The 20,289-nt window shown below is 62.8% G+C and carries 19 protein-coding genes; 14 read left to right on the forward strand and 5 right to left on the reverse strand.

All coding sequences use genetic code 11. The features are described 5' to 3' along the window. Positions 1-27: 27 nt before the first annotated feature. On the forward strand, positions 28-285 hold the full coding sequence (locus tag Q0L30_RS20545) for a DUF4148 domain-containing protein (RefSeq protein ID WP_293037673.1): 258 nt from the start codon (positions 28-30) through the stop codon (positions 283-285). A 266-nt stretch (positions 286-551) separates the two neighbouring features. On the opposite strand, the gene Q0L30_RS20550 is transcribed toward Q0L30_RS20545, so the two are convergent. Beyond that, entirely contained in the window at positions 552-2,294 is a 1,743-nt protein-coding gene (locus Q0L30_RS20550; RefSeq protein WP_296660429.1) for an IlvD/Edd family dehydratase, read from the reverse strand. Positions 2,295-2,550: 256 nt separating this feature from the next. On the opposite strand from Q0L30_RS20550, the gene Q0L30_RS20555 reads away from it, so the two are divergent. The 8 genes from Q0L30_RS20555 to Q0L30_RS20590 all read left to right on the forward strand — a co-directional run bounded on the left by Q0L30_RS20555 (position 2,551) and on the right by Q0L30_RS20590 (position 11,347). Continuing rightward, positions 2,551-3,498, forward strand: coding sequence for an ABC transporter substrate-binding protein (locus Q0L30_RS20555; protein ID WP_296660520.1), 948 nt, complete (start codon positions 2,551-2,553; stop codon positions 3,496-3,498). A 63-nt stretch (positions 3,499-3,561) separates the two neighbouring features. After that, a complete protein-coding gene (locus tag Q0L30_RS20560) occupies positions 3,562-5,079 on the forward strand; it encodes a sugar ABC transporter ATP-binding protein (protein ID WP_296660432.1) in 1,518 nt (505 codons plus the stop codon). Next, a complete protein-coding gene (locus Q0L30_RS20565; protein WP_367277846.1) occupies positions 5,076-6,107 on the forward strand; it encodes an ABC transporter permease in 1,032 nt (343 codons plus the stop codon). The genes Q0L30_RS20560 and Q0L30_RS20565 overlap by 4 nt, the downstream gene beginning before the upstream one ends. A 20-nt stretch (positions 6,108-6,127) precedes the next feature. Beyond that, positions 6,128-7,249, forward strand: a complete 1,122-nt coding sequence (gene yjfF, locus Q0L30_RS20570; RefSeq protein ID WP_296660436.1) for a galactofuranose ABC transporter, permease protein YjfF — start codon at positions 6,128-6,130, stop codon at positions 7,247-7,249. 340 nt (positions 7,250-7,589) lie between these two features. Next, positions 7,590-8,699: a sugar ABC transporter substrate-binding protein gene (locus tag Q0L30_RS20575; protein WP_296660438.1), complete on the forward strand. Its 1,110-nt coding sequence runs from the start codon at positions 7,590-7,592 to the stop codon at positions 8,697-8,699. Next, entirely contained in the window at positions 8,699-9,709 is a 1,011-nt protein-coding gene (locus Q0L30_RS20580) for an ABC transporter permease (RefSeq protein WP_296660522.1), read from the forward strand. Before Q0L30_RS20575 ends, Q0L30_RS20580 begins: the two co-directional genes overlap by 1 nt. Before the next feature lie 95 nt (positions 9,710-9,804). Next, on the forward strand, positions 9,805-10,557 hold the full coding sequence (locus Q0L30_RS20585) for an ATP-binding cassette domain-containing protein (protein ID WP_296660523.1): 753 nt from the start codon (positions 9,805-9,807) through the stop codon (positions 10,555-10,557). Between the two features lie 46 nt (positions 10,558-10,603). Further along, entirely contained in the window at positions 10,604-11,347 is a 744-nt protein-coding gene (locus Q0L30_RS20590; protein ID WP_296660441.1) for a FadR/GntR family transcriptional regulator, read from the forward strand. 66 nt (positions 11,348-11,413) lie between these two features. Here Q0L30_RS20590 and Q0L30_RS20595 read toward each other — a convergent pair whose 3' ends face one another. Further along, on the reverse strand, positions 11,414-12,343 hold the full coding sequence (locus tag Q0L30_RS20595; RefSeq protein WP_296660444.1) for a Gfo/Idh/MocA family oxidoreductase: 930 nt from the start codon (positions 12,341-12,343) through the stop codon (positions 11,414-11,416). Between the two features lie 38 nt (positions 12,344-12,381). After that, positions 12,382-13,311, reverse strand: coding sequence for a dihydrodipicolinate synthase family protein (locus Q0L30_RS20600; protein WP_296660446.1), 930 nt, complete (start codon positions 13,309-13,311; stop codon positions 12,382-12,384). Between the two features lie 586 nt (positions 13,312-13,897). Between Q0L30_RS20600 and Q0L30_RS20605 the strand changes: the two genes are divergently transcribed. Together Q0L30_RS20605 and acs are read left to right on the forward strand one after the other, a co-directional pair. Next, entirely contained in the window at positions 13,898-14,476 is a 579-nt protein-coding gene (locus tag Q0L30_RS20605) for an acetate uptake transporter (protein WP_296660449.1), read from the forward strand. Between the two features lie 90 nt (positions 14,477-14,566). Further along, positions 14,567-16,507 (forward strand): acetate--CoA ligase, encoded by a 1,941-nt coding sequence (acs, locus tag Q0L30_RS20610; RefSeq protein ID WP_296660451.1) that lies wholly within the window; start codon positions 14,567-14,569, stop codon positions 16,505-16,507. 91 nt (positions 16,508-16,598) lie between these two features. Here the strand turns inward: acs and Q0L30_RS20615 are convergent, their stop codons facing one another. Then, positions 16,599-17,612: a Gfo/Idh/MocA family oxidoreductase gene (locus Q0L30_RS20615; protein WP_296660454.1), complete on the reverse strand. Its 1,014-nt coding sequence runs from the start codon at positions 17,610-17,612 to the stop codon at positions 16,599-16,601. A gap of 237 nt (positions 17,613-17,849) precedes the next feature. On the opposite strand from Q0L30_RS20615, the gene Q0L30_RS20620 reads away from it, so the two are divergent. The 3 genes from Q0L30_RS20620 (at position 17,850) to Q0L30_RS20630 (ending at position 19,354) form a co-directional block, all read left to right on the forward strand. After that, the gene (locus Q0L30_RS20620; protein WP_293037656.1) at positions 17,850-18,014 is read left to right on the forward strand and encodes a zinc ribbon domain-containing protein; all 165 of its coding nucleotides are present in this window, start codon (positions 17,850-17,852) and stop codon (positions 18,012-18,014) included. Positions 18,015-18,446: 432 nt separating this feature from the next. After that, a complete protein-coding gene (locus tag Q0L30_RS20625) occupies positions 18,447-18,608 on the forward strand; it encodes a hypothetical protein (RefSeq protein ID WP_296660459.1) in 162 nt (53 codons plus the stop codon). A gap of 569 nt (positions 18,609-19,177) precedes the next feature. Next, positions 19,178-19,354 (forward strand): hypothetical protein, encoded by a 177-nt coding sequence (locus Q0L30_RS20630; protein ID WP_293037650.1) that lies wholly within the window; start codon positions 19,178-19,180, stop codon positions 19,352-19,354. Between the two features lie 259 nt (positions 19,355-19,613). Here Q0L30_RS20630 and Q0L30_RS20635 read toward each other — a convergent pair whose 3' ends face one another. Then, entirely contained in the window at positions 19,614-20,183 is a 570-nt protein-coding gene (locus Q0L30_RS20635) for a hypothetical protein (RefSeq protein ID WP_296660463.1), read from the reverse strand. Between the last annotated feature and the right edge of the window lie 106 nt (positions 20,184-20,289).

Genomic DNA, 20,289 nt, shown 5'->3' on the forward strand with positions numbered 1-20,289 from the left:
AAAAGACAAATCTTGGAGGTAATAGTCATGAAATCGCTCGTTCAAGCTGTTGTTATCGCCGCTACCCTTGCCGCTCCGGTTGCTGTTTTCGCCCAATCGAACCAGCCGATGACCCGCGCGCAAGTGCGTGCAGAACTGGTTCAGATCGAAAAGGCCGGCTACAACCCGTCGCGCGCGAACCCGTATGACTACCCGGCAAACATTCAGGCTGCCGAAGCCCGCGTCGCTGCTGAAAACGCCGCAGTCGGCGGCGTGGCGAACGGTTCGTCGCAGCAAGGCCAGTAAGCTATTGAGCTGATGAATCGCCGTTGCGCTTCGAAGCGCTCTGACGTGGGTATTCCGGTGGTTTCGACCCGGCGCCCGCGCCCCGAAATGGCCCGCAGACAGTGCGGGCCATTTTCGTTTTGTTCACCTTCACATCGCCCTTAAAAACGGGCCTTCGCGCATGCCGACGCTGCGCGGTCCATCGCTCGATGCGTTCGTGAACCGTCATGTGCATTCACGGTTTGTCCTCCTGATCCGGATCGCGTCGATACGAGCCGCAGCCCGCTTCAATGCGAATGCCGCGGCACGTCGGCGCCGCGGCAGCCGACAAGGAAATCGAAGTCGCAGCCTTCATCGGCTTGCAGCACGTGGTCGATGTAGAGACTGCGATAGCCGCCGAGCTGCACGGGCTCATCCTCCTGCGTCTTCGCCCACTGCGCGAGACGCGCGCGAATCTCGTCGTCGCCGATATCGACGCGCAGCGTTCCCGCGTCGCAGTCCAGCTCGATCCAGTCGCCGTCGCGCACGACGGCAAGCGGTCCGCCCGCGCGCGCCTCGGGCGCGACGTGCAGCACCACGGTGCCATACGCGGTGCCGCTCATGCGCGCATCCGAAATGCGCACCATGTCGGTCACGCCCGCTTCGAGCAGTTTCGGCGGCAAGCCCATGTTGCCGACCTCGGCCATGCCCGGATAACCCTTCGGTCCGCAGTTCTTCATCACGAGCACCGAGTCGGGCGTGACGTCGAGACCGGGATCGGCAATGCGCCGCTTGTAGTCGTCGAAATCCTCGAACACCACGGCGGGTCCGCGATGCCTGAGCAGCGAAGCCGTCGCCGCCGATAGCTTCAGCACCGCGCCGTTCGGCGCGAGGTTGCCGCGCAGCACGCGCAGCCCGCCGTCGTGCACGAGCGGCTTGTCGAGCGGCCGGACCACCTCCGCGTCGTGAATGGGCGCTTCGCGCACGTTCTCCCAGAGCGATTTGCCGTTGGCGGTGAGCGCGTCCGGGTGCGGCAGCAGCCCGGCTTCGCCAAGACGGCGCAACACGGCGGGCAGGCCGCCCGCGTAGTAGAACTCTTCCATCAAAAACCGGCCCGAGGGCTGCAGATCGACGATGGTGGGCGTGCCGCGCCCAATGCGGGTCCAGTCGTCGAGTTCTAGCGGCACGCCAATACGTCCCGCAATCGCCTTCAGATGAATGGCCGCGTTGGTCGAGCCGCCGATGGCCGCGTTCGTGCGGATCGCGTTCTCGAACGCCTCGCGTGTGAGCAGCTTCGAGAGGCGCAGATCCTCCAGCGCCATCTCGACGATGCGCATGCCGGAAAGTTGCGCGAGCACATAACGGCGCGCATCGACGGCGGGAATCGCCGCGTTGTGCGGCAGCGTCACGCCGAGCGCCTCGGCCATGCAGGCCATGGTCGAAGCGGTGCCCATGGTGTTGCAGGTGCCCGCCGAACGCGACATGCCCGCTTCCGCCGACATGAATTCATGAATCGAAATGCGCCCGGCTTTCACCTGCTCGCTCAACTGCCAGACCACGGTGCCCGAGCCGATATCGCGCCCTTCGTGTTTGCCGTTGAGCATCGGCCCGCCGCTCACGACGATTGCGGGCACGTCGCAGCTCGCGGCGCCCATCAGCAGTGCGGGCGTGGTCTTGTCGCAGCCCACAAGCAGCACGACGGCGTCAATCGGATTGCCCCGTATCGCTTCTTCGACGTCCATCGAGGCGAGATTGCGCGTGAACATCGCGGTAGGCCGCAGATTCGATTCCCCATTGGAGAACACCGGAAATTCGACGGGAAAACCCCCGGCTTCGTAGACGCCGCGCTTCACGCGCTCGGCAAGCTGGCGAAAGTGCGCGTTGCAAGGCGTGAGTTCGGACCAGGTGTTGCAGATGCCGATAATCGGCCGGCCGTCGAACTCGTGATCGGGGATACCCTGGTTCTTCATCCAGCTTCGATACATGAAGCCGTTTTTGTCGACCGTACCGAACCACGCGGCCGAGCGAAGCTTCTTCGTATGCGCGTTCATGGCAGTGCCTTTTTGGTGACGATGTACTATAAATAGCATGACTATATGCACCGAAGCGACCGGGTAAACACCCATCGAAACCCCAATACTCCGTGTATATGGTTTGACTATTGACCTCGGTAGTGATGTTGGCAGTCTCAAAGGCGCGCCACGCTCGTGGAAGTTTCCGGCCGTATTGGACGATGGGTGTAGCGCCCTGAATTAAACGAATACAACGCAAGCTACATTGGAGACACGCATGAAACTGGCAACTCGCATGGTCGCGGGCGGGCTCATGGCGGCCGCGTTCGCATTCGCGGCAGGCCCCGGCCACGCCGAGGACAAGCAGATCACACTGGGCTTCGCCCAGGTCGGCGCGGAAAGTGCGTGGCGGACCGCCAATACAGTGTCCGTCAAACAGGCGGCAAAAGATGCGGGCATCAACCTGAAATTCTCGGACGCCCAGCAAAAGCAGGAAAACCAGATCAAGGCGATCCGCTCGTACATCGCGCAAAAAGTGGACGTGATCGCGTTCTCGCCCGTGGTCGAATCGGGCTGGGAGCCGGTGCTGCAGGAAGCAAAGCGCGCGCATATTCCGGTGATCCTTACCGACCGCAATATCGACGTAAAGGACACTTCGCTTTACGTAACGATGATCGGCTCCGACTTCATGGAGGAAGGCCACCGCGGCGGCCACTGGCTTGAAGAGCACTACAAGAACGACGCCGGTCCGGTCAACATCGTCGAGCTCCAGGGCACAGTGGGCTCCGCGCCCGCCAACGATCGCCATGCGGGCCTCATGGAAGTGATCAAGAACGATCCGAAGTTCAAGATCATCGCGTCGCAGAGCGGCGACTTCACGCTCGCGGGCGGCAAGCAGGTGATGGAGGCGTTCGCCAAGACCTACGGCAACAAGATCAACGTGGTCTACGCGCATAACGACGACATGGCGCTCGGCGCGATCCAGGCGATGGAGGAAGCCGGTTTGAAGCCGGGTAAGGACATCAGCGTGGTGTCGTTCGACGCGACCAAGGGCGGCTTCGAGGCGATGATCGCGGGCAAGATGAACGTCGACGTCGAATGCAGCCCGCTGCTCGGGCCGCAATTGATGTCCGCCGTGAAGGACGTCGTGGCGGGCAAGCAGTTGCCCAAGCGCATCGTGACGAACGAGACGGTGTTCCCGATGAACGTGGCGGCGCAGGTGCTGCCGTCGCGCAAGTACTGAAATCCGCAGGCGGCGGGTGACACGCCTCGTGCGTGCCACCCGCTCTTGCGTACCGGTCACTTTATGAGCGCCTCTCCGATTCTTGAAACCCACGGGCTGTCGCGCACGTTTCCGGGCGTGCGCGCGCTCGTGAACGTCGATTTCCGGCTCTTTCCCGGCGAGATCCACACCTTGATGGGTCAGAACGGCGCCGGTAAATCGACCCTCATCAACGTCCTGACCGGCGTGCATCAGCCCGAAGCAGGAGAAATCCGGCTCGCTGGCGCGCCGGTGCAATTCTCGACGCCGCTTGAAGCGGAAGCGGCCGGGATTCAGACGCTCTATCAGGAGGTGAATCTCTGCCCGAATCTCTCGGTCGCGGAAAACATCTTCGCGGGGCGTCAGCCACGGCGGCACGGCCTGATCGACTGGAAGTCGATTCACCGACGCGCGGAGGAAGCGCTCGGCGAACTGAATCTCGCGCTCGACGTCACGCAATCGCTCGACACGTATCCCATCGCGATGCAGCAAATGGTGGCGATTGCACGCGCCATGTCGGTGGATGCGCGCATCCTGATTCTCGACGAACCGACTTCGAGCCTCGACGACAGCGAAGTCACGCGGCTTTTCGAAGTCCTGCGCAAGCTGAGGGACGCGGGCATCGCGATTCTGTTCGTCACGCACTTTCTCGAACAGACCTACGCGATCTCCGATCGCATCACGGTCATGCGCAACGGCGAGCGCGAAGGCGAATATCCGGCAGCCGATCTGCCCGTGCAAACGCTGGTCGCGAAGATGGTCGGCCAGCAGCTTGCGCGCGAACGGCTCGAACCGGTCGAAACGCAATCGGCCCCGGCGAACAGCGCACAGGCCGCGCCTTATCTGAGCGCGCGCGGCGTGGCGCGCCGCGGCGTGCTCAGTCCGCTCGACCTCGACGTGCAGCCTGGCCAGATACTCGGTCTCGCGGGGCTTCTCGGCTCCGGGCGCACGGAAACCGCGCGCCTGTTGTTCGGCGCGGAGCGCGCGGACACGGGCGACGTATCGATTGGCGGCGCAACCGTGAAGCTGTCCTCGCCGCGCGATGCGGTGCGCCACGGCATGGCGTACTGTCCCGAGGACCGCAAGAAGGAAGGCGTCGTCGCGGACCTCTCGATCCGCGAGAACATCGTGCTCGCGCTGCAGGCGCGACGCGGCTGGTGGCGCATGATCAGCCGCGCGCGGCAACGCGAGCTTGCCAACGCATACATCGCGCAACTCGGCATCAAGGCGCACGACGCCGAGCAGCCCATCGGCCTGCTCTCGGGCGGCAATCAGCAGAAGGTGCTGCTCGCACGCTGGCTCGCGACGGAGCCTAAATTGCTGATACTCGACGAGCCCACGCGCGGCATCGACGTCGCCGCGAAGTTCGAAATCATGGATCGCGTGCGCGCGCTGTGCGCGAAGGGGCTCGGCATTCTGTTCATCTCGTCGGAGATCGGCGAAGTGGTGCGCGTGAGCGACCGCATCGCCGTGCTGCGCGACCGCCGCAAGGTGGCCGAGCTGAACGGTCACGGCCGCTCCGAAGACGAGGTCTACGACCTGATCGCCGGAGGCCGCCGATGATGCGCCTGTCCACGCTGTTCCGGAATCCGCTCGTATGGCCGGCGGCGACGCTCGTGTGCCTGTTCGCCATCGACGTTGCGCACCGCGCGAATTTCCTCTCGATCACCCTGCTCTCCGGGCACCTGTTCGGCGCGCCCATCGACATTCTGATGAACGCCGCACCGCTCGTCGTGGTGTCGCTCGGGATGACGCTCGTGATCGCCACGCGCGGCATCGACATTTCGGTGGGCGCCGTGGTGGCCATCGCAGGCGCCGCTGCTGCGACCGTGCTCGCCGACGATCCGTCGCGCGTGCCCGCCGCCTTCGGCGCGGCGCTCGCCGTGGGCCTGCTCGCGGGCATGTGGAATGGATTGCTCGTGGCCTTCGTCGGCATGCAGCCGATCATCGCCACCTTGATCCTGATGGTGGCCGGGCGCGGCGTCGCGCAACTGCTCACCGGCGGGCAGATCATTCCCATCGGCGCGCCCGGTTATCTGTTCGCGGGCGGCGGCTACTTCGCGCTCGTACCGTGCGACGTGTGGATCGCGCTCGCCGTCACGATCGTCACCGTGCTCATCGTCAACCAGACCGCGCTCGGACTCTTCATCCGTTCGATCGGGGTGAATCCCGTGGCGGCCCGGCTCGCCGGTCTGTCGTCGCAGGCCGTGGTGTTCGGCACCTACGCGTTCTGCGGCCTGACCGCCGCCATCGCAGGCATCCTCATCAGCTCGAACGTGCGCAGCGCCGACGGCAACAACGCGGGCCTGCTGCTCGAACTCGACGCGATCCTCGCCGTCACGCTCGGCGGCACCTCGCTCGCGGGCGGGCGCTTCAGCCTCGCGGGCACGGTGCTCGGCGCGCTCATCATCCAGACGCTCACGTATACGACCTATTCCATCGGCGTGCCGCCGGAGGCCACGCTCGTCGTCAAGGCCGTCGTCGTGCTGCTCGTGACGCTGATCCAGTCGCCGGCGGCCCGTGCGTTTGCCGCGCAGCAACTGCGGCGGGCCGCCAATGTGCGCCGCGCGCGAGCGCGTGCGCGTGCCTGAGAAAGAGAGGAACCGAACGCATGAGCCGCTTCGCCCCGCCCTTCGCACCGCTCGCCGCCTGCCGCCGCAGCGCCGCGCGCTTCGCCGATCCGCGCGTGCTGCCCATCGCCGTCACGGTGCTGCTGTTCGTCGCCCTGTTCGGCTTCGGCTCGGTGATGTACACCGGATTCTTCTCGCTGCAGGTGCTGTTCGGGTTGCTGGTCGATAACGCGTTCTTGCTGATCGTCGCAATCGGCATGACGTTTGTCATCATCTCGGGCGGCATCGATCTTTCGGTGGGCGCGGTCGTTGCGCTCGCCACGATCCTCTGCGCCGTGATGTCCGAACGCCTGCACTGGCCCGTGGCCGTCATCGTGCCGATCGTGCTCGCCTGCGGCGCGCTCTACGGCGCCGGCATGGGCGCACTGATCCACTATTTCCGGCTGCAGCCGTTCATCGTCACGCTCGCGGGCATGTTCCTCGCGCGCGGCACCTGTTTTCTGATCACCACGCAGTCCATCCCGATCAACAGCGCGGATTTTCATGCGCTTTCGGAGTTCAACATCCCCATTGGCAGCGGCTCGCTGAACACGGGCGCGCTGATCGCGCTCGCCATGCTCGCGGCAGGCATCGTCATCGCCCACTTCACGCGCTTCGGCCGCAACGTCTATGCAATCGGCGGCAACGAGCGCTCTGCGCTGCTCATGGGCCTGCCCGTCGCGCGCACGAAGATCGGCGTCTACGCGCTTTCGGGTTTCTGCTCCGCGCTCGGCGGCGTCGTATTCACGCTTTACGTGCTTTCGGGCTACGGGCTGCAGGCGCAAGGCATGGAACTCGACGCCATCGCCGCCACCGTGATCGGCGGCACGCTGCTCACGGGCGGCGTGGGCTATGTGATCGGCTCCGTATTCGGCGTGGGGATTCTCGGAACCATTCAGACGCTCATCACGTTCGACGGCACGCTCAGTTCGTGGTGGACGCGTATCGTGATCGGCGCGCTGCTCTGCGCGTTTTGTCTGCTCCAACGCGCAACCGAGCGGCACGCGGCGCGGCGCAAGTCGGCGGGAACCGGCATGGGCGCGCCCATGAACCGTGGCACGCGAACGCGCAACGCCGCGCCGCTCGACCAGGCGAAGCTCGCCTCGGCGCCGCCACGCGCATGAGCTACGTCGTCGCACCAATGGACATACGGATCGGCGCGGCGGGTCCGCTCGCGCATCGGCGGGCCGCGGCAGGCGTGCCGTACGGCGCGTATGGCATCTATGGCATCTATGGCACGCATGGCGCACGCGAATCGATCCTGCCGCACCTGACAATAGTCCGACTTATTACGGGTATACGTGCATTAGGCCCCGTGAAAACGCTGCATTACCATTTTCGACGTACCGTTCGGCACGGTCTCCACATCCTTCAATCCGCGGCGTCTCCAGGGACGTCGGCGCGCCGCCCGGTGCCGTCGTGAATGTGCATGCACTTGATCCACGAAAACAACCGGAGGAAGACATGGCGCAAGAACGGGAAGGCGGGCAAGACCGGCAGGACGACGTAAGTGCAGGCCGACGCGGCCTGTTGCAGGGTGCGGGACTCGGCGCGGCGCTTTCGCTGCTCGGCACGCTCGGCGCGGGATCGGGCGGACTGATTTCGGCGGCACAGGCTGCCGAAGCGCCATTCCCCGCGCACAAGAAGTGGAAGGTCGTATTCGTGAACCACGTCACGACGAACCCGTTCTTCGTGCCCACGCAATACGGCATTCAGGACGCGTGCGGGCTGCTCGGCATGGATTATCAGTGGACCGGGTCGGCCACCTCGGATGCGGGCGAAATGGTGCGCGCCGTGAACGCCGCGATTGCCGCCAAGGCCGACGCGATTGCGGTCCCCATCGTCGACCCCACTGCGTTCGACAAGCCGATCCAGGCGGCGCTTGACGCGGGCATTCCGGTGTTCGCCTATAACGCCGATGCACCGCGCGGCAAGAGCAACCCGCGTCTCTCGTATATCGGCCAGGACCTGTATCTCTCGGGCTACCAGATGGGCGAGCGCATCGTGAGCCTCATCGACAGCGGCCTTGTCGGCCTCTTCATCGCGACGCCGGGCCAGTTGAACATCCAGCCGCGTCTTGACGGCGCATCCGACGCGATCAAGAAGTCGGGCAAAAAGATCGACATCCAGACCGTGGCGACGGGCGCGACCGTCAACGAGGAACTCTCGAAGATCAAGGCGTTTTACCTCGGCCACCAGGACCTGAAGGGCATGTTCGCGGTCGACGCGGGCAGCACGCAGGGCGTCGCGGAGGTGATGAAGGAACAGAACCTGCCTGCGAAGGGCGTGCACGGCGGCGGCTTCGATCTGCTGCCGACCACCGTCCAGCTCATCCACGAAGGCTTCCTCGACTTCACCATCGACCAGCAGCCGTACGTGCAGGGCTTCTATACGGTGATGCAGGCGTTCGTGACGCTTGCTTCGGGTGGCCTCGTCGGACCGGCGAACGTCAACACGGGCCTGAAATTCGTGACGAAGGACACGGTCGAGCCGTACCTCAACACGTCGACGCGCTATGAAGGCAAGAGCACCAAGGCGCAGATCCTTCAAATGAGAGGCCCGATCAAATCGTGATGGGTACTGTGGACGAACCCCGCAAAGTCGAAGTCCCGGCGCGGCCCGCGCGGCCGCGCGGGCTCCTCCTCGCACAGTGGTCAGCGGAGCTGCGCATTCTGCTGGTCGCGGTGCTGCTCGCCGCGTACTTCGAGTTCGCCAATCATGATTTCCTTCTGACGAATGCGAGTCTCGTCAATCTCTCGCAATTCGTCGCGCCGGTCGCGATCATCGCGTTCGGCGAAATCATGCTGATGATCGGCGGCGATATCGATCTTTCGGCGGGCATGGTGTTCGCGTTCGCGCCGTTCATGATGGTGTTCGCGAACGATGCGGGCACACCCATGTGGCTCGCGCTGATCGCGGGACTCGCCGCGGCGGCGCTCGTCGGCTTCGTGAACGGCGCGGTCACCGTGTGGCTGCGTCTGCCCTCGTTCGTGACGACGCTCGGCACGCTCTTTCTGATCAACGGGATCACGCTCACGGTCTCGCGCGGCACGCCGGTCGAGGCGCCGGGATCGACGACCTTCGCGAACATCATGGGCGCGTGGGGCTACAGCGAAATACTCTGGACCTTCGGGCTCGCGATCGCCATGCATATTCTGCTGCGCCACACGCGCTGGGGGCTGCATACGCAGGCGGCGGGCGCGAACCCGCTCGGCGCGAGCGAGGCGGGCATTCACGTGAACCGGCTGCGGCTCGGCAACTTCATCATCGCCGCGATGCTCGCGGGCCTCACCGGCATTCTCGAAGGCTTTCGCATCACCTCCATCGATCCGCAGGCCGGCGGCAACCAGATCACCTTTCTCGCCATCGCCGCCGCCGTGATCGGCGGCACGCCGCTCACGGGCGGCTCGGGCACGATCATCGGCGGTCTGATCGGCGCGGCGGTGCTCGGCATTCTCAACGACGGCTTCACGCTCATCGGCATCAACGCGTTCACGTTCAACATCATCCTCGGCGCCGCCATTCTCGCCGCGATGGTCTTCAACATTCACGTCGGACGAATCCGGCGCAAAGGGAGCAGCTAATGGTCGAGCCGGTCGAGCGGCAACCCGACGCAGCCGCGTCAGCTAACGCGTCTGCAAACGCGGCAGCAAACGTTGCGGAAAGCGCCGCGCTTGCGATGCGCGGCGACCACCTCGTCAAACGCTTCGGCGCGGTGACGGCGCTCGACGGCGTGTCGTTTACGCTCGGCAAAGGCGAGATTCTCGGCATCCTCGGCGATAACGGCGCGGGCAAGTCCACGCTCGTGAAGATCCTGACCGGGTTTCATCAGCAGACGAGCGGCACGCTCTACGTGAATGGCCAGGAAATGCTGATGCGCTCCGTCGATCACGCACGCGCGCTCGGCATCGAGTGCGTGTATCAGGATCTCGCGCTCGCAAATTCGCTCAGCATTTATCACAACATGTTCCTGAACCGAGAAATCGTGCGGCGCGGCCCGTTCCGTCTGCTCGATCATGCCCGCATGCGCGAACTCGCAGCGCAGTGTCTCGACGACATCGGCGTGCATGTACCTTCGGTCGATTTGCCCGTGGAGCGCCTTTCGGGCGGCCAGCGCCAGGCCATCGCGGTGGCGCGCGCCGTCCATTCCGATGCGAAGATCCTGCTGCTCGACGAACCGCTCGCCGCGATGGGCGCGCGCGAGGCCGCACTCATCATCGATCTCGTGTTGCGCCTCAAGGAAAAAGGGGGGCTCTCAATTATTATGATCATGCACAACTATGCGCAGACACTCGACATCGCCGACCGCATCATGCTCATGCAGCGCGGCCGCGTGACGTTCGAGCAGCACAGCGCACAAACGTCGGTGCCGGAGCTGATGGACATCGTGCGGCGGGAATACCGCGCGATGCGCTCCAACGGCGCGCACTGACCACCAACGAGGGGGTAACCGGCCAGACCGCACCAGCCGGGAAAAAATGAATTATCGCAATCTGCAGAATCGCAAGAGCATGCACGGCCGCATCGTGCAGGAACTGGGCATGCAAATCGTCAGTGGCCGGTTCGCGCCGGGCCAGCGCTTGCCGCCCGAGCCGACGCTTTGCGAAGCGTACGGCGTGAGCCGTCCGGTGCTGCGCGAGGCGACGCGCGTCCTCGTGGCCAAAGGCCTTGTCGTTTCCAAGCCGCGCGTGGGCAGCGTGGTGCGGCCGCGCGAAGAGTGGCACATGCTCGACCCGGACGTGCTCTACTGGACCGTCAACAGCATTCCCGAAGGCGCGTTTTTCCAGTCGCTCATGACGGTGCGCCAGATCATCGAGCCCGCCGCCGCCGCGCTCGCCGCCATCTCGGGCAGCGAGGAAGACGTCGCGCGTATCCGCACCGCTTACGCGCGCATGGAACGTGCGCGCACCGCAGCCGAACTGCTCGAACCCGATCTGGAATTTCACCGCGCGATCATGGCGGCCACGCATAACGACATGCTCGCGTATATCGGCAATATGCTCTCGCTCGCGCTTTCTGAATCGATCAAGCTCACGAGCCGGCACCCGAATACGCACGCCCTTTCACTGCCGCGCCACAAGGCGATTCTCACGGCAATCGAGCATCACGACGCGCTGGCCGCGCGCCAGGCGAGCGTCGTGCAGCTCGACAACGCGCGCGCCGACGCCAACACGATCCTCGGCGGTGCGGCGCTCGAACCGGAGCGGCCGGTTCGTGGTTGACCGGTGATTGACTGGTGGTTGACTGCTGGTTGATCGGCGATTGATGGTTGGTTGATCAACCACTTGTCAAACACCGAAAGGTTCGACTTCGACGTGACGGCCGAGCAGGAACGCATCGGCCACGAGACGCAGCGGGCGCACGTCGACATCTTCCGCGCCGTGCGCGATCAGCCAGTGAAAGCGCTCGTAAAGCGCCGGATATTCGCGCTCGGGTGCAAGCGCAACGGGCTCGCCCGCAATGACGAGGCGCTTGCCGCCTTCGCTCAGCGCCAATAGCCCATCCGTCGTTTCGACGTCGATCTCCCATTGCTCGACCGGGCCGTGCCGCCAGTCGAATTCGGCGCGCACGGGCACGCCATCGGTATCGATGCAGTCCAGTTCGGCTGCGATCGGCGTCGAACAATCGGCGGGAACGTGCAGGGTCGCGCCGCGCAGCAGCACCTCGCGCGGCAACATGCGCGTCACGATAGAAAGCGCGTTGATGCCCGGATCGAACACGCCGAGGCCGCCCGGCTCCCAGATCCATTGCTGCCCCGGATGCCAGCGCCGCACATCCTCTTTCCAGCGCACGTGCACCGCGCGGATCGTGCGCGTCGCGAGCCAGGCGCGTGCGGGTTCAACTGCGCTTGCGTAGCGCGAATGCCACGTCGCGAAGAGCGTGCGGCCGTGCGCGCGGGCAAGATCGCGCAGCGCTTCCACTTCGCTCACACTCGCGCCCGGCGGTTTCTCCAGCATGACGTGCTTGCCGTCTCGAAGCGCGGCCAGCGCCTGCGCGTAGCGCACCTGCGGCGGCGCGCAGAGCGAGACCGCATCGAGACCGGGTTCGGCGGCCAGCAATGCGCCGATATCGGTGTAATTGCGCACGCTCTCGACCTGCGCATTGCGGCTCGCAGCGGCGACGAGCGTGAAGCCCGGATTCGCCGCGATGGCGGGCAGATGCTGGTCGCGCGCAATCTTGCCGACGCCGACGACAGCCAACGCATACGACGCATTCATGGTGATTTCCTCGATGGGTGCATGAAGTTGCGAAGACATCAATGCGCCCAGCGCAGCACGAGCGGATCGAGCCGGCGTGCAATGGCGATCAGTTCGGCGCGCGTCTCGGGATGCATGGGCGGCAACGGATGGCGCGGCAGCTCGCACGCGATCACGCCGCCCTCTTGCATCAGCGATTTCGCGGCGAGCAATCCCGCCTGGCGGTTCTCGTGATTGATGAGCGGCAGCCAGCGCTGATAGAGCGCGAAGGCGTCGTCGAAGCGGCCCTCGCGGTGCGCGACGATGATCGGGCGAATGCCGTCCGGAAAGCCGCCGCCCGTCATCGATCCGGTCGCGCCCGCGTTGAGGTCCGCCAGCAGCGTGATCGCCTCTTCACCGTCCCACGGACCCACCACGGCCTCGCCGCCGATGCGAATCAGTTCGCGCAATTTGTTCGCCGCGCCGGGCGTTTCGATCTTGAAGTACCCCACATGCTCGATTTCTTTCGCCATGCGCGCGAGAAACGCAGCTGAAAGCGCCGTGCCCGCGGCAGGCGCGTCCTGAATCATGATCGGGATATCGATAGCATCGGAAACACGCGCGTAGAACTCGTAGATCTGCGTTTCCGGTACGCGGAACGTCGCGCCGTGATACGGCGGCATCAGCATCACCATCGACGCGCCCAGTTCCTGCGCACGCCGGCTGCGCGCCGCGCAGACTTGCGAGCCGTAGTGCGTCGTGGTCACGATTACAGGCACGCGCCCCGCGACATGTTCGAGCACGGTGCGTGTGATCACGTCGCGTTCGTCGTCGGACAGCGCGAATTGCTCGGAGAAATTCGCCAATACGCATAACCCATCCGAGCCCGCGTCGATCATGAAATCGACCGCGCGTTTCTGGCTTTCGAGATCCAGTTCACCGGTTTCGGTGAACGTGGTCGGCACGACGGGAAAGATGCCCTCATGGCGGGGCATGCGGCTCGCAGTCATCGTCCTGTCTCCATCGATTTTTTTGGCGCGCTGGCGCGACGGGCTATCTTCTCAAATCGCACCGCGCGTGCCAAGGCATTCTCGTAATTGACGCGAAGTGCGCCGATTTTCCGCATTAACACCGGCCGTTTATCACGTTACGCGTGGCCCGCCACGCATTTCAATTCCATCAGGATTACGTCGTATCTTCGCCTTCCGATCCAATCGGCGACAACGCTGCAAATACGCCATTCAGGCTTGATATTCCCAGCCAATCCGCGCGCGAAACGAAATATCGCGCCATGATGGACGACCTATAATAAGCATCAACCATTCCGCTTTTACTGCGGGTATCAGTGCGCGTCGCGGCAGCGCTGTGATTGTGCAGCGCACGCGGGCTCATCCCGGTGCGCGGCCCGAATCAAACTTCAGACAATCGCGTGCCGCATCCGGCACGCGTTTTGCGCACCGAGCAACAGTGAAGTAAATGCCGTGTCGTCCACGGCATGTGGTCGAGTAAACCGGCGACGGGCCGCCCGTCATGCCGCCGCCGATTGCTCGGCAGTTGGCAGTTGGCAATTGGAAACAATGACCATGGAGGCAAATCATGGGTGGCAATCTTTCCAATCCGGCGCCCCTCGGACTCGCCGGGTTTGCATTCACAACCTGGATGCTCAGCATGGTCAACGCCGGCTGGTTCAATGCCGACGCGATGGGGCTCGTGCTGGCGCTCGCGTTCGCGTTCGGCGGTACGGCGCAAATGATTGCGGGCATACTCGAATTTCCGCGCGGCAATACGCTCGGGACGGTGGCATTCCTCAGTTATGGCGCGTTCTGGTGGTCTTTCGCGCTGTTCGTCGCATTCCTCGGCACGAAGGTGCCGGCAGCGTTCGTCGGCTGGTATCTACTGGTATGGGGCGTGTTCACGTTCTACATGTGGATCGGCTCGATGCACACCAGCACGTCCGTGCAACTTGTGTTCCTCGCACTCTGGATCACCTATCTGCTCCTCGCCATCGGCGTGTGGACCGGGTCCGCGCTCGCGACGCATCTCGGCGGCTATACGGGCCTGATTACCGCTTTGCTGGCGTTCTACGCGTCCGCGGCAATGGTGATCAATGAGAGCTTCGGGCGCACGGTGCTGCCCACGCACCCCTACGCAGAACCACACCCACAAGCCGCGTAACGGGCCAGTACCTGGACGGCGGCGTGCCGGCCTGGCTGAATGGGCACACCGCCGCCCGCGTGACAGCGCGACGTCCTCAAGGAGGAAACCATGTCTGAGCATCAGACCTTTCCTGTGCCCGCAGACCGGGCCAGGCGTGCCTGGGCCGATGCGGCCCGCTATGAAGAGATGTACCGCCGTTCGACGGAAGATCCGGAAGGATTCTGGGGCGAGCACGGCAAACGTCTCGACTGGATCCGCCCATACACGCATGTGAAAGACGTTTCCTTCGCGAGCCAGGACCTGCGCATCCGGTGGTTTTACGACGGCACGCTCAACGCCAGCAGCAATTGCCTCGACCGCCATCTCCAGACGCGCGGCGATCAGCCCGCAATTATCTGGGAAAGCGATGATCCGTCTTTCAGCCGCACCCTCAGCTATCGCGAGCTGCATACGGAAGTCTGCAAGTTCTCCAATGTGCTGAAATCGCTCGGCGTCAAACGCGGCGACCGCGTCACCATCTACATGCCGATGATTCCCGAGATCGCCGTCGCGATGCTCGCGTGCGCGCGCATCGGCGCAATCCACTCGGTCGTGTTCGGTGGGTTCTCTCCCGAGGCGCTCGCGAATCGCATTCACGACTGTGCTTCCAGCATTCTCATCACCGCTGACGAGGGCGTCCGAGGCGGCCGCACGATAGCGATGAAAGAAAGCGCCAACGCGGCGATGGAAAAATGCCCCGCAGTCGGCACATGCGTGGTGGTCAAGCGTACGGGAGGCAAGGTCAACTGGCGCGAAGGCCGCGATCATTGGTATGAGGAACTGATGAGCAAGAGTTCCGCCGACTGCCCGCCCGAAGAAATGAATGCGGAGGATCCGCTCTATATCCTCTACACGTCCGGATCGACCGGCAAACCCAAAGGAGTCGTGCACACCACAGGCGGCTATCTCACGTACATCACCCTTACGCATCAGTATGTTTTCGACTATCACGACGGTGAGGTTTACTGGTGCACGGCGGACGTTGGCTGGGTGACGGGGCACAGCTATATCGTCTATGGCCCGCTCGCCAATGGCGCCACCACGGTCATGTTCGAAGGCGTGCCGAATTACCCGGACAGCTCGCGTTTCTGGCAGGTCTGCGATAAGCATCGCGTGCAGATCATCTACACCGCGCCTACGGCAATTCGCGCCCTGATGCGCGACGGCGACGGCCCGGTCAAGAAGACGTCGCGCAAATCGCTGCGTCTGCTCGGCACCGTTGGCGAACCGATCAATCCGGCGGCATGGCTTTGGTATTACGAAATCGTCGGTGAAAAACGGTGTCCCGTGATCGACACCTGGTGGCAAACGGAAACCGGCGGCATTCTTATCACGCCGCTGCCGGGCGCCACGACGCTCAAACCCGGTGCGGCCACGCGGCCGTTCTTCGGCGTGCAGCCCGCGATTGTCGGCGAAAAGGGAGAAGTCATCGAGGGCGAAGGGACAGGCAGTCTGTGCATGCTCGATTCGTGGCCCGGACAGATGCGCTACGTGTACGGCGACCCTGATCGCATGCGGCTGCAGTACTTCAGCCAGTTCGAAGGCAAATACTACACAGGGGACGGTTGCTATCGCGATGCGGACGGCGACTACTGGATCACCGGTCGGATCGATGACGTCGTGAACGTCTCGGGGCACCGGCTCGGCACCGCCGAAGTCGAAAGCGCGCTGGTCACGCACCCCGACGTCGCCGAAGCAGCCGTGGTCGGCTATCCGCATTCGCTCAAGGGCCAGGGCATCTACGCCTACGTGACCCTCAAGGTCGGCGTCGAGCCGACCGAGGCATTGCGGAATGCGTTGGTGGCGCTCGTCCGCCGGGAAATCGGCCCAATCGCCAGCCCCGACTTCATTCAATGGGCGCCGGTTCTGCCGAAGACGCGCTCAGGCAAGATCATGCGCCGCATCCTGCGCAAGATCGCCGACGGCGATTACGGCGAGCTGGGCGATGTCTCGACGCTGGCCGATCCGCGCGTCGTCAACGATTTGATCGATCATCGGATCGCGCATTGAAACAGTGAAAAGCGGCTGGACCGCAGAAGATGGGGTAGTTGCAGCCGCGAGCACCCGCGCGAACACCCGCGCGCGGGTGCTCGCGGCTGCCTTAACTTTCCGGAATGCTCACCCAGCCGCCCGATTGCGCCGACTGGAAAACGGCATCGATCACCCGCATATTCGCGCACGCGTCGTCCAGCGGAATGGCCTGTGAAGCGCCGCTCAATATCGCCTGTGCAAACACCGCGGCGGCCACGCCATATTGATCGCATACCGGCAGTTCCACCCGCCGATCGTTGATCGCTCCCGCGCTTGTGCGTTCACTCACGAGAAGGCGCGTCGGCTGGTCGTTGGGCGCATTGAACGGAATTTCAACTTCGATCCGCCCTGCCGTGCCGTGAAACTGCATGCGCTGGTAGGGGTAAATCTGGGTCGAATAAAAGAAACTCGCCTGTACGCCGTCGAAGTCCATCATCACGGAACCCAGCCGGTCCACCTCGAACGACGGGTCGCGCTCCATCAAGGCGACTACCCGCCGTGGCTCACGCCCAATGACGAAACGCGAAGTCGTAATCGGATAACAGCCGATATCCAGCAGCCCGCCGCCGCCCAGTTCGCTCTGGTTGCGGATATCGTGCGGGTTGGTGTTGGAATAGGTGAAGCCGCCGGTTATCGCCCGTAGTTCGCCAATGGCGCCTTCGTCGATCAACGCGCGCACCTTGAGCCATTGCGGATGCGTGCGGACCATAAACGCTTCCTGTATGTATCGTCCGCTCCTGTCGCGGGCGGCGACCAGTTGCGCGGCCTGATCGGCATTTAGCCCAATCGGTTTTTCACACAGTACGTGCTTGCCGGCGTCGACGGATTTGATCGCCCATTCCACGTGAATGTGGTTGGGCAACGGGATATACACCGCATCGATTTCCGGATCGGCCAACAGTGCTTCGTAGCTGTCGTACGCCACCGGCAACCCGTATTTCGCGGCGGCTTCTCGAGCCCTCTTCGGATCTCGCGATGCAATGCCCTTGACCCGGCATTTTGGCGCGCTGTTCATGGGCACCACAACCTTGTCGTTGATCTTTCCCGTGCCCAGGATACCCCAGACAATCACATCCTTTGGCATGTCTTCCCTCTTGAAAGCGGTATGTGTACGTTGGATGGAAAGAGCGCACCCTCGATCACCATCGGCATCACCCTACACTCGGCGCCAGTCGCGTCCCTCAAGCCGCCCTTAAGTCACGATGAGGCCATTCTTGTCAGGCCACGGCGAACGTGCCATTCAATCTGGCGACTTCATTGAGTTCCCGGCACCATGAGCCATACTAATACGCAGACGCATAGTCGATACCGGAGGATTGCCATGCCGACCTACCAATACCGCTGCGAAAAGTGTGGTGAAACGTTCGAGAGCGTCGAGCATCTTGCAGAACATCAATCGGCTCACCCGCGCTGCCCCAAATGCGGAAGCGAGAAGGTTCAACACGTGCCTACAACATTCATTCCGCAGACATCGAGAAAGAGCTGATCCAGCGGGTTCGGTCTTCGGGCGCCCGATGCGGTGATCGCTCGCGCGCGCCGAGCGCTCGCAGTGATTTGACGTGGCAGAACAATGGCGCGCGCAGATCCGTTTAATTCGGATCTCACCCCCGTTATCGCGTCGGACCGAATTCATGCAAGTTTGCCAACGTGCGGGCGTAGGCGCGGTCTGATATCGGCCGTTTTCCAGATCTTGAAATGAAAGCGCCATCAAACGATCCGTGCGCACAGGGCTGAACGCTATTAGTTATTCTTATATTTCAAGTTCTACTGACAGAAACTGGCGCTCAGGTGCAATCCGGCGCGAATGGTATCGCCGCCGTTCCACGATCCAAGTGGAACATTCCGCGCCGGATCGCGCACGCATCATACACCACGTGCATTCTGGCTAAACCCGGTTAGAGGTGGGGTGAGGATTGGCGTGGACGCGCACGGCAAAGTTCGCAGCCCCGCCTTCTCCATCACTTCTCCATCACCTCTCCATTACGTGGTGGACGGTCCAAAAAAAATCGTAACCGGCAGCAATTTGCGCAAAGCATTCACGCATATGACGGCGATTGAAATTGTTCCTGAAACCGGGTGAATTTCACGGCTCATACGCGCAACCACAATGCGGTTCCTTATTACCCGCTTTGTCAATCATCACAACGGCGTACACCTTATGGGCGCTCGTACACCGCTACACTTCAACCATGTCGATTTCGGCACGTTACGAAAAACAAGAAGTGGAATTTAAATCAGTAAGGGTTATCGAGCATGCAAACGTTTGATGGCTGGCGACAGAAAACACGCGAATAGCGGCACGTCATGCACGAAGCGCGGTGCGGCCGTGATCACCCTGCACCTCGATCGACGCAAGGTTCAATGCAGATTGATTAGCCGACCGTCACCGGCAGTGTCGCTCAATCCGATTAGCTTGTTGCAGGGAGGCATGCGCCATATGACACGGCTCAAAACAGAAAGAGAAAAACTGGTTTTTCAGGCATCTTGATTTCGCCGGACATAATGGCCGATTACTGTAGAGGCACACATCCCTCACTGAACACGTTGAAAATTCTCATCACAAATCAAGGTGCTCATTGGCGGGTCGCTCGTATCGATAGATTGACTTGAAATATCTTTGACTGTGCACACGAAGACGGAGACAACGGTATGCGAACACCTACCGGACTGATGCACCTCGGCACGCTATTCAAAATTCTTGGCTGTGTCTGGCTGTTGGTGGCAGGCTCGGCGGCATTCTTTGGGTCCGGCGGCCTGTTATTCGGCACGGCCGCGATTGCATTCTGGGCAGTCGGCTGGGCCATGCAAGGAATCGACAAGCCATAAGCGCACGGCACGCAAGACCGGGAGCGCCTGACTACAGTGGAACTGTCGATCGTGGGCCGCGGTGAAAGTTGCGCGCCGCAACGTTGTTGACGCAACCATCCAGCAGTTTCAATCGCAGCCGAATCGCTATCTGGCGATTCGAAACCCTGCAGGCAAGCACTGCGTCGATCCGATTCAATCCCTCGTAACACATGAATCCTGGCTTCGGCCGCGCGTGTGCACGCAAACAGCGCGAGCACACGCGAGCCGGACGAATTCATCAAGTCGATTCCGTTCGTGCGATCCAGCCCGTATAAGTCAGCCACACGCCGATCGCGAATGGCGCCGCGAAGATGAGGCGGATCAACAACAGCGACGTGACCGCATTGGCCGCCGCGGCATACAACCCGGGCACGGCCAGAAGTGCAATGCCCCGCGCAGCGAGGAACCAGCCAAGCAACGAGATCAAAACAGCGGAAAGGCCGCGCCAGTATGGATGAAATGCGATGATCGCCACGCCGCCAAACAGCAAAAGGCTGCCGGTGACCCAAACCAGCGCGGGGGAATTGAAAAACGACGTTGCATAGTCGCCCATTGCGGGCGTCCGGATAATGATCGCACTCGTCTCGATGATGAGACACGGGCCGATGACGCGCGCAAAAGCCCGCGTTCGTCCTTGATGCGTTGATCGGGAAGACATGCCGGTTTGCACTTGCTGCCTCCGTTTCAGGGAGCCCACCCGCCGGATATTGCTTCTCGTGCCGATGCAGGATCGATACTGCCGATGCCTCAGGCGCTGTGGACACCGCGGCACGCATGGCCACCGCATTGCCGGATGCGTCGGCGCCATGATGCGGCACTTTTCATTCCAGCCGCCAGACCTGATTGCACGACCGTACGCGTGATGCGGTGGCGCGGCTTGCCTGCATGCGCATCGAAAAACCGTGATTCTCCAC

The sequence above is a fragment of the Paraburkholderia sp. genome (genome assembly GCF_024281035.1).
Classification (GTDB): Bacteria; Pseudomonadota; Gammaproteobacteria; order Burkholderiales; family Burkholderiaceae; genus Paraburkholderia.

Bases quoted from the DNA above. Each gene is read 5' to 3' on its own strand.
- Q0L30_RS20565 (WP_367277846.1), top strand. From the start codon at position 5,076: ATGATGCGCCTGTCCACGCTGTTCCGGAATCCGCTCGTATGGCCGGCG.
- Q0L30_RS20555 (WP_296660520.1), top strand. From the start codon at position 2,551: ATGGTCGCGGGCGGGCTCATGGCGGCCGCGTTCGCATTCGCGGCAGGC.
- Q0L30_RS20605 (WP_296660449.1), top strand. From the start codon at position 13,898: ATGGGTGGCAATCTTTCCAATCCGGCGCCCCTCGGACTCGCCGGGTTT.
- Q0L30_RS20630 (WP_293037650.1), top strand. From the start codon at position 19,178: ATGCGAACACCTACCGGACTGATGCACCTCGGCACGCTATTCAAAATT.
- Q0L30_RS20615 (WP_296660454.1), bottom strand. From the start codon at position 17,612: ATGCCAAAGGATGTGATTGTCTGGGGTATCCTGGGCACGGGAAAGATC.
- Q0L30_RS20550 (WP_296660429.1), bottom strand. From the start codon at position 2,294: ATGAACGCGCATACGAAGAAGCTTCGCTCGGCCGCGTGGTTCGGTACG.
- Q0L30_RS20575 (WP_296660438.1), top strand. From the start codon at position 7,590: ATGGCGCAAGAACGGGAAGGCGGGCAAGACCGGCAGGACGACGTAAGT.
- Q0L30_RS20545 (WP_293037673.1), top strand. From the start codon at position 28: ATGAAATCGCTCGTTCAAGCTGTTGTTATCGCCGCTACCCTTGCCGCT.
- Q0L30_RS20600 (WP_296660446.1), bottom strand. From the start codon at position 13,311: ATGACTGCGAGCCGCATGCCCCGCCATGAGGGCATCTTTCCCGTCGTG.
- Q0L30_RS20595 (WP_296660444.1), bottom strand. From the start codon at position 12,343: ATGAATGCGTCGTATGCGTTGGCTGTCGTCGGCGTCGGCAAGATTGCG.
- Q0L30_RS20635 (WP_296660463.1), bottom strand. From the start codon at position 20,183: ATGGCGCCGACGCATCCGGCAATGCGGTGGCCATGCGTGCCGCGGTGT.
- Q0L30_RS20560 (WP_296660432.1), top strand. From the start codon at position 3,562: ATGAGCGCCTCTCCGATTCTTGAAACCCACGGGCTGTCGCGCACGTTT.
- Q0L30_RS20620 (WP_293037656.1), top strand. From the start codon at position 17,850: ATGCCGACCTACCAATACCGCTGCGAAAAGTGTGGTGAAACGTTCGAG.
- Q0L30_RS20590 (WP_296660441.1), top strand. From the start codon at position 10,604: ATGAATTATCGCAATCTGCAGAATCGCAAGAGCATGCACGGCCGCATC.
- Q0L30_RS20585 (WP_296660523.1), top strand. From the start codon at position 9,805: ATGCGCGGCGACCACCTCGTCAAACGCTTCGGCGCGGTGACGGCGCTC.
- Q0L30_RS20580 (WP_296660522.1), top strand. From the start codon at position 8,699: ATGGGTACTGTGGACGAACCCCGCAAAGTCGAAGTCCCGGCGCGGCCC.
- acs (WP_296660451.1), top strand. From the start codon at position 14,567: ATGTCTGAGCATCAGACCTTTCCTGTGCCCGCAGACCGGGCCAGGCGT.
- yjfF (WP_296660436.1), top strand. From the start codon at position 6,128: ATGAGCCGCTTCGCCCCGCCCTTCGCACCGCTCGCCGCCTGCCGCCGC.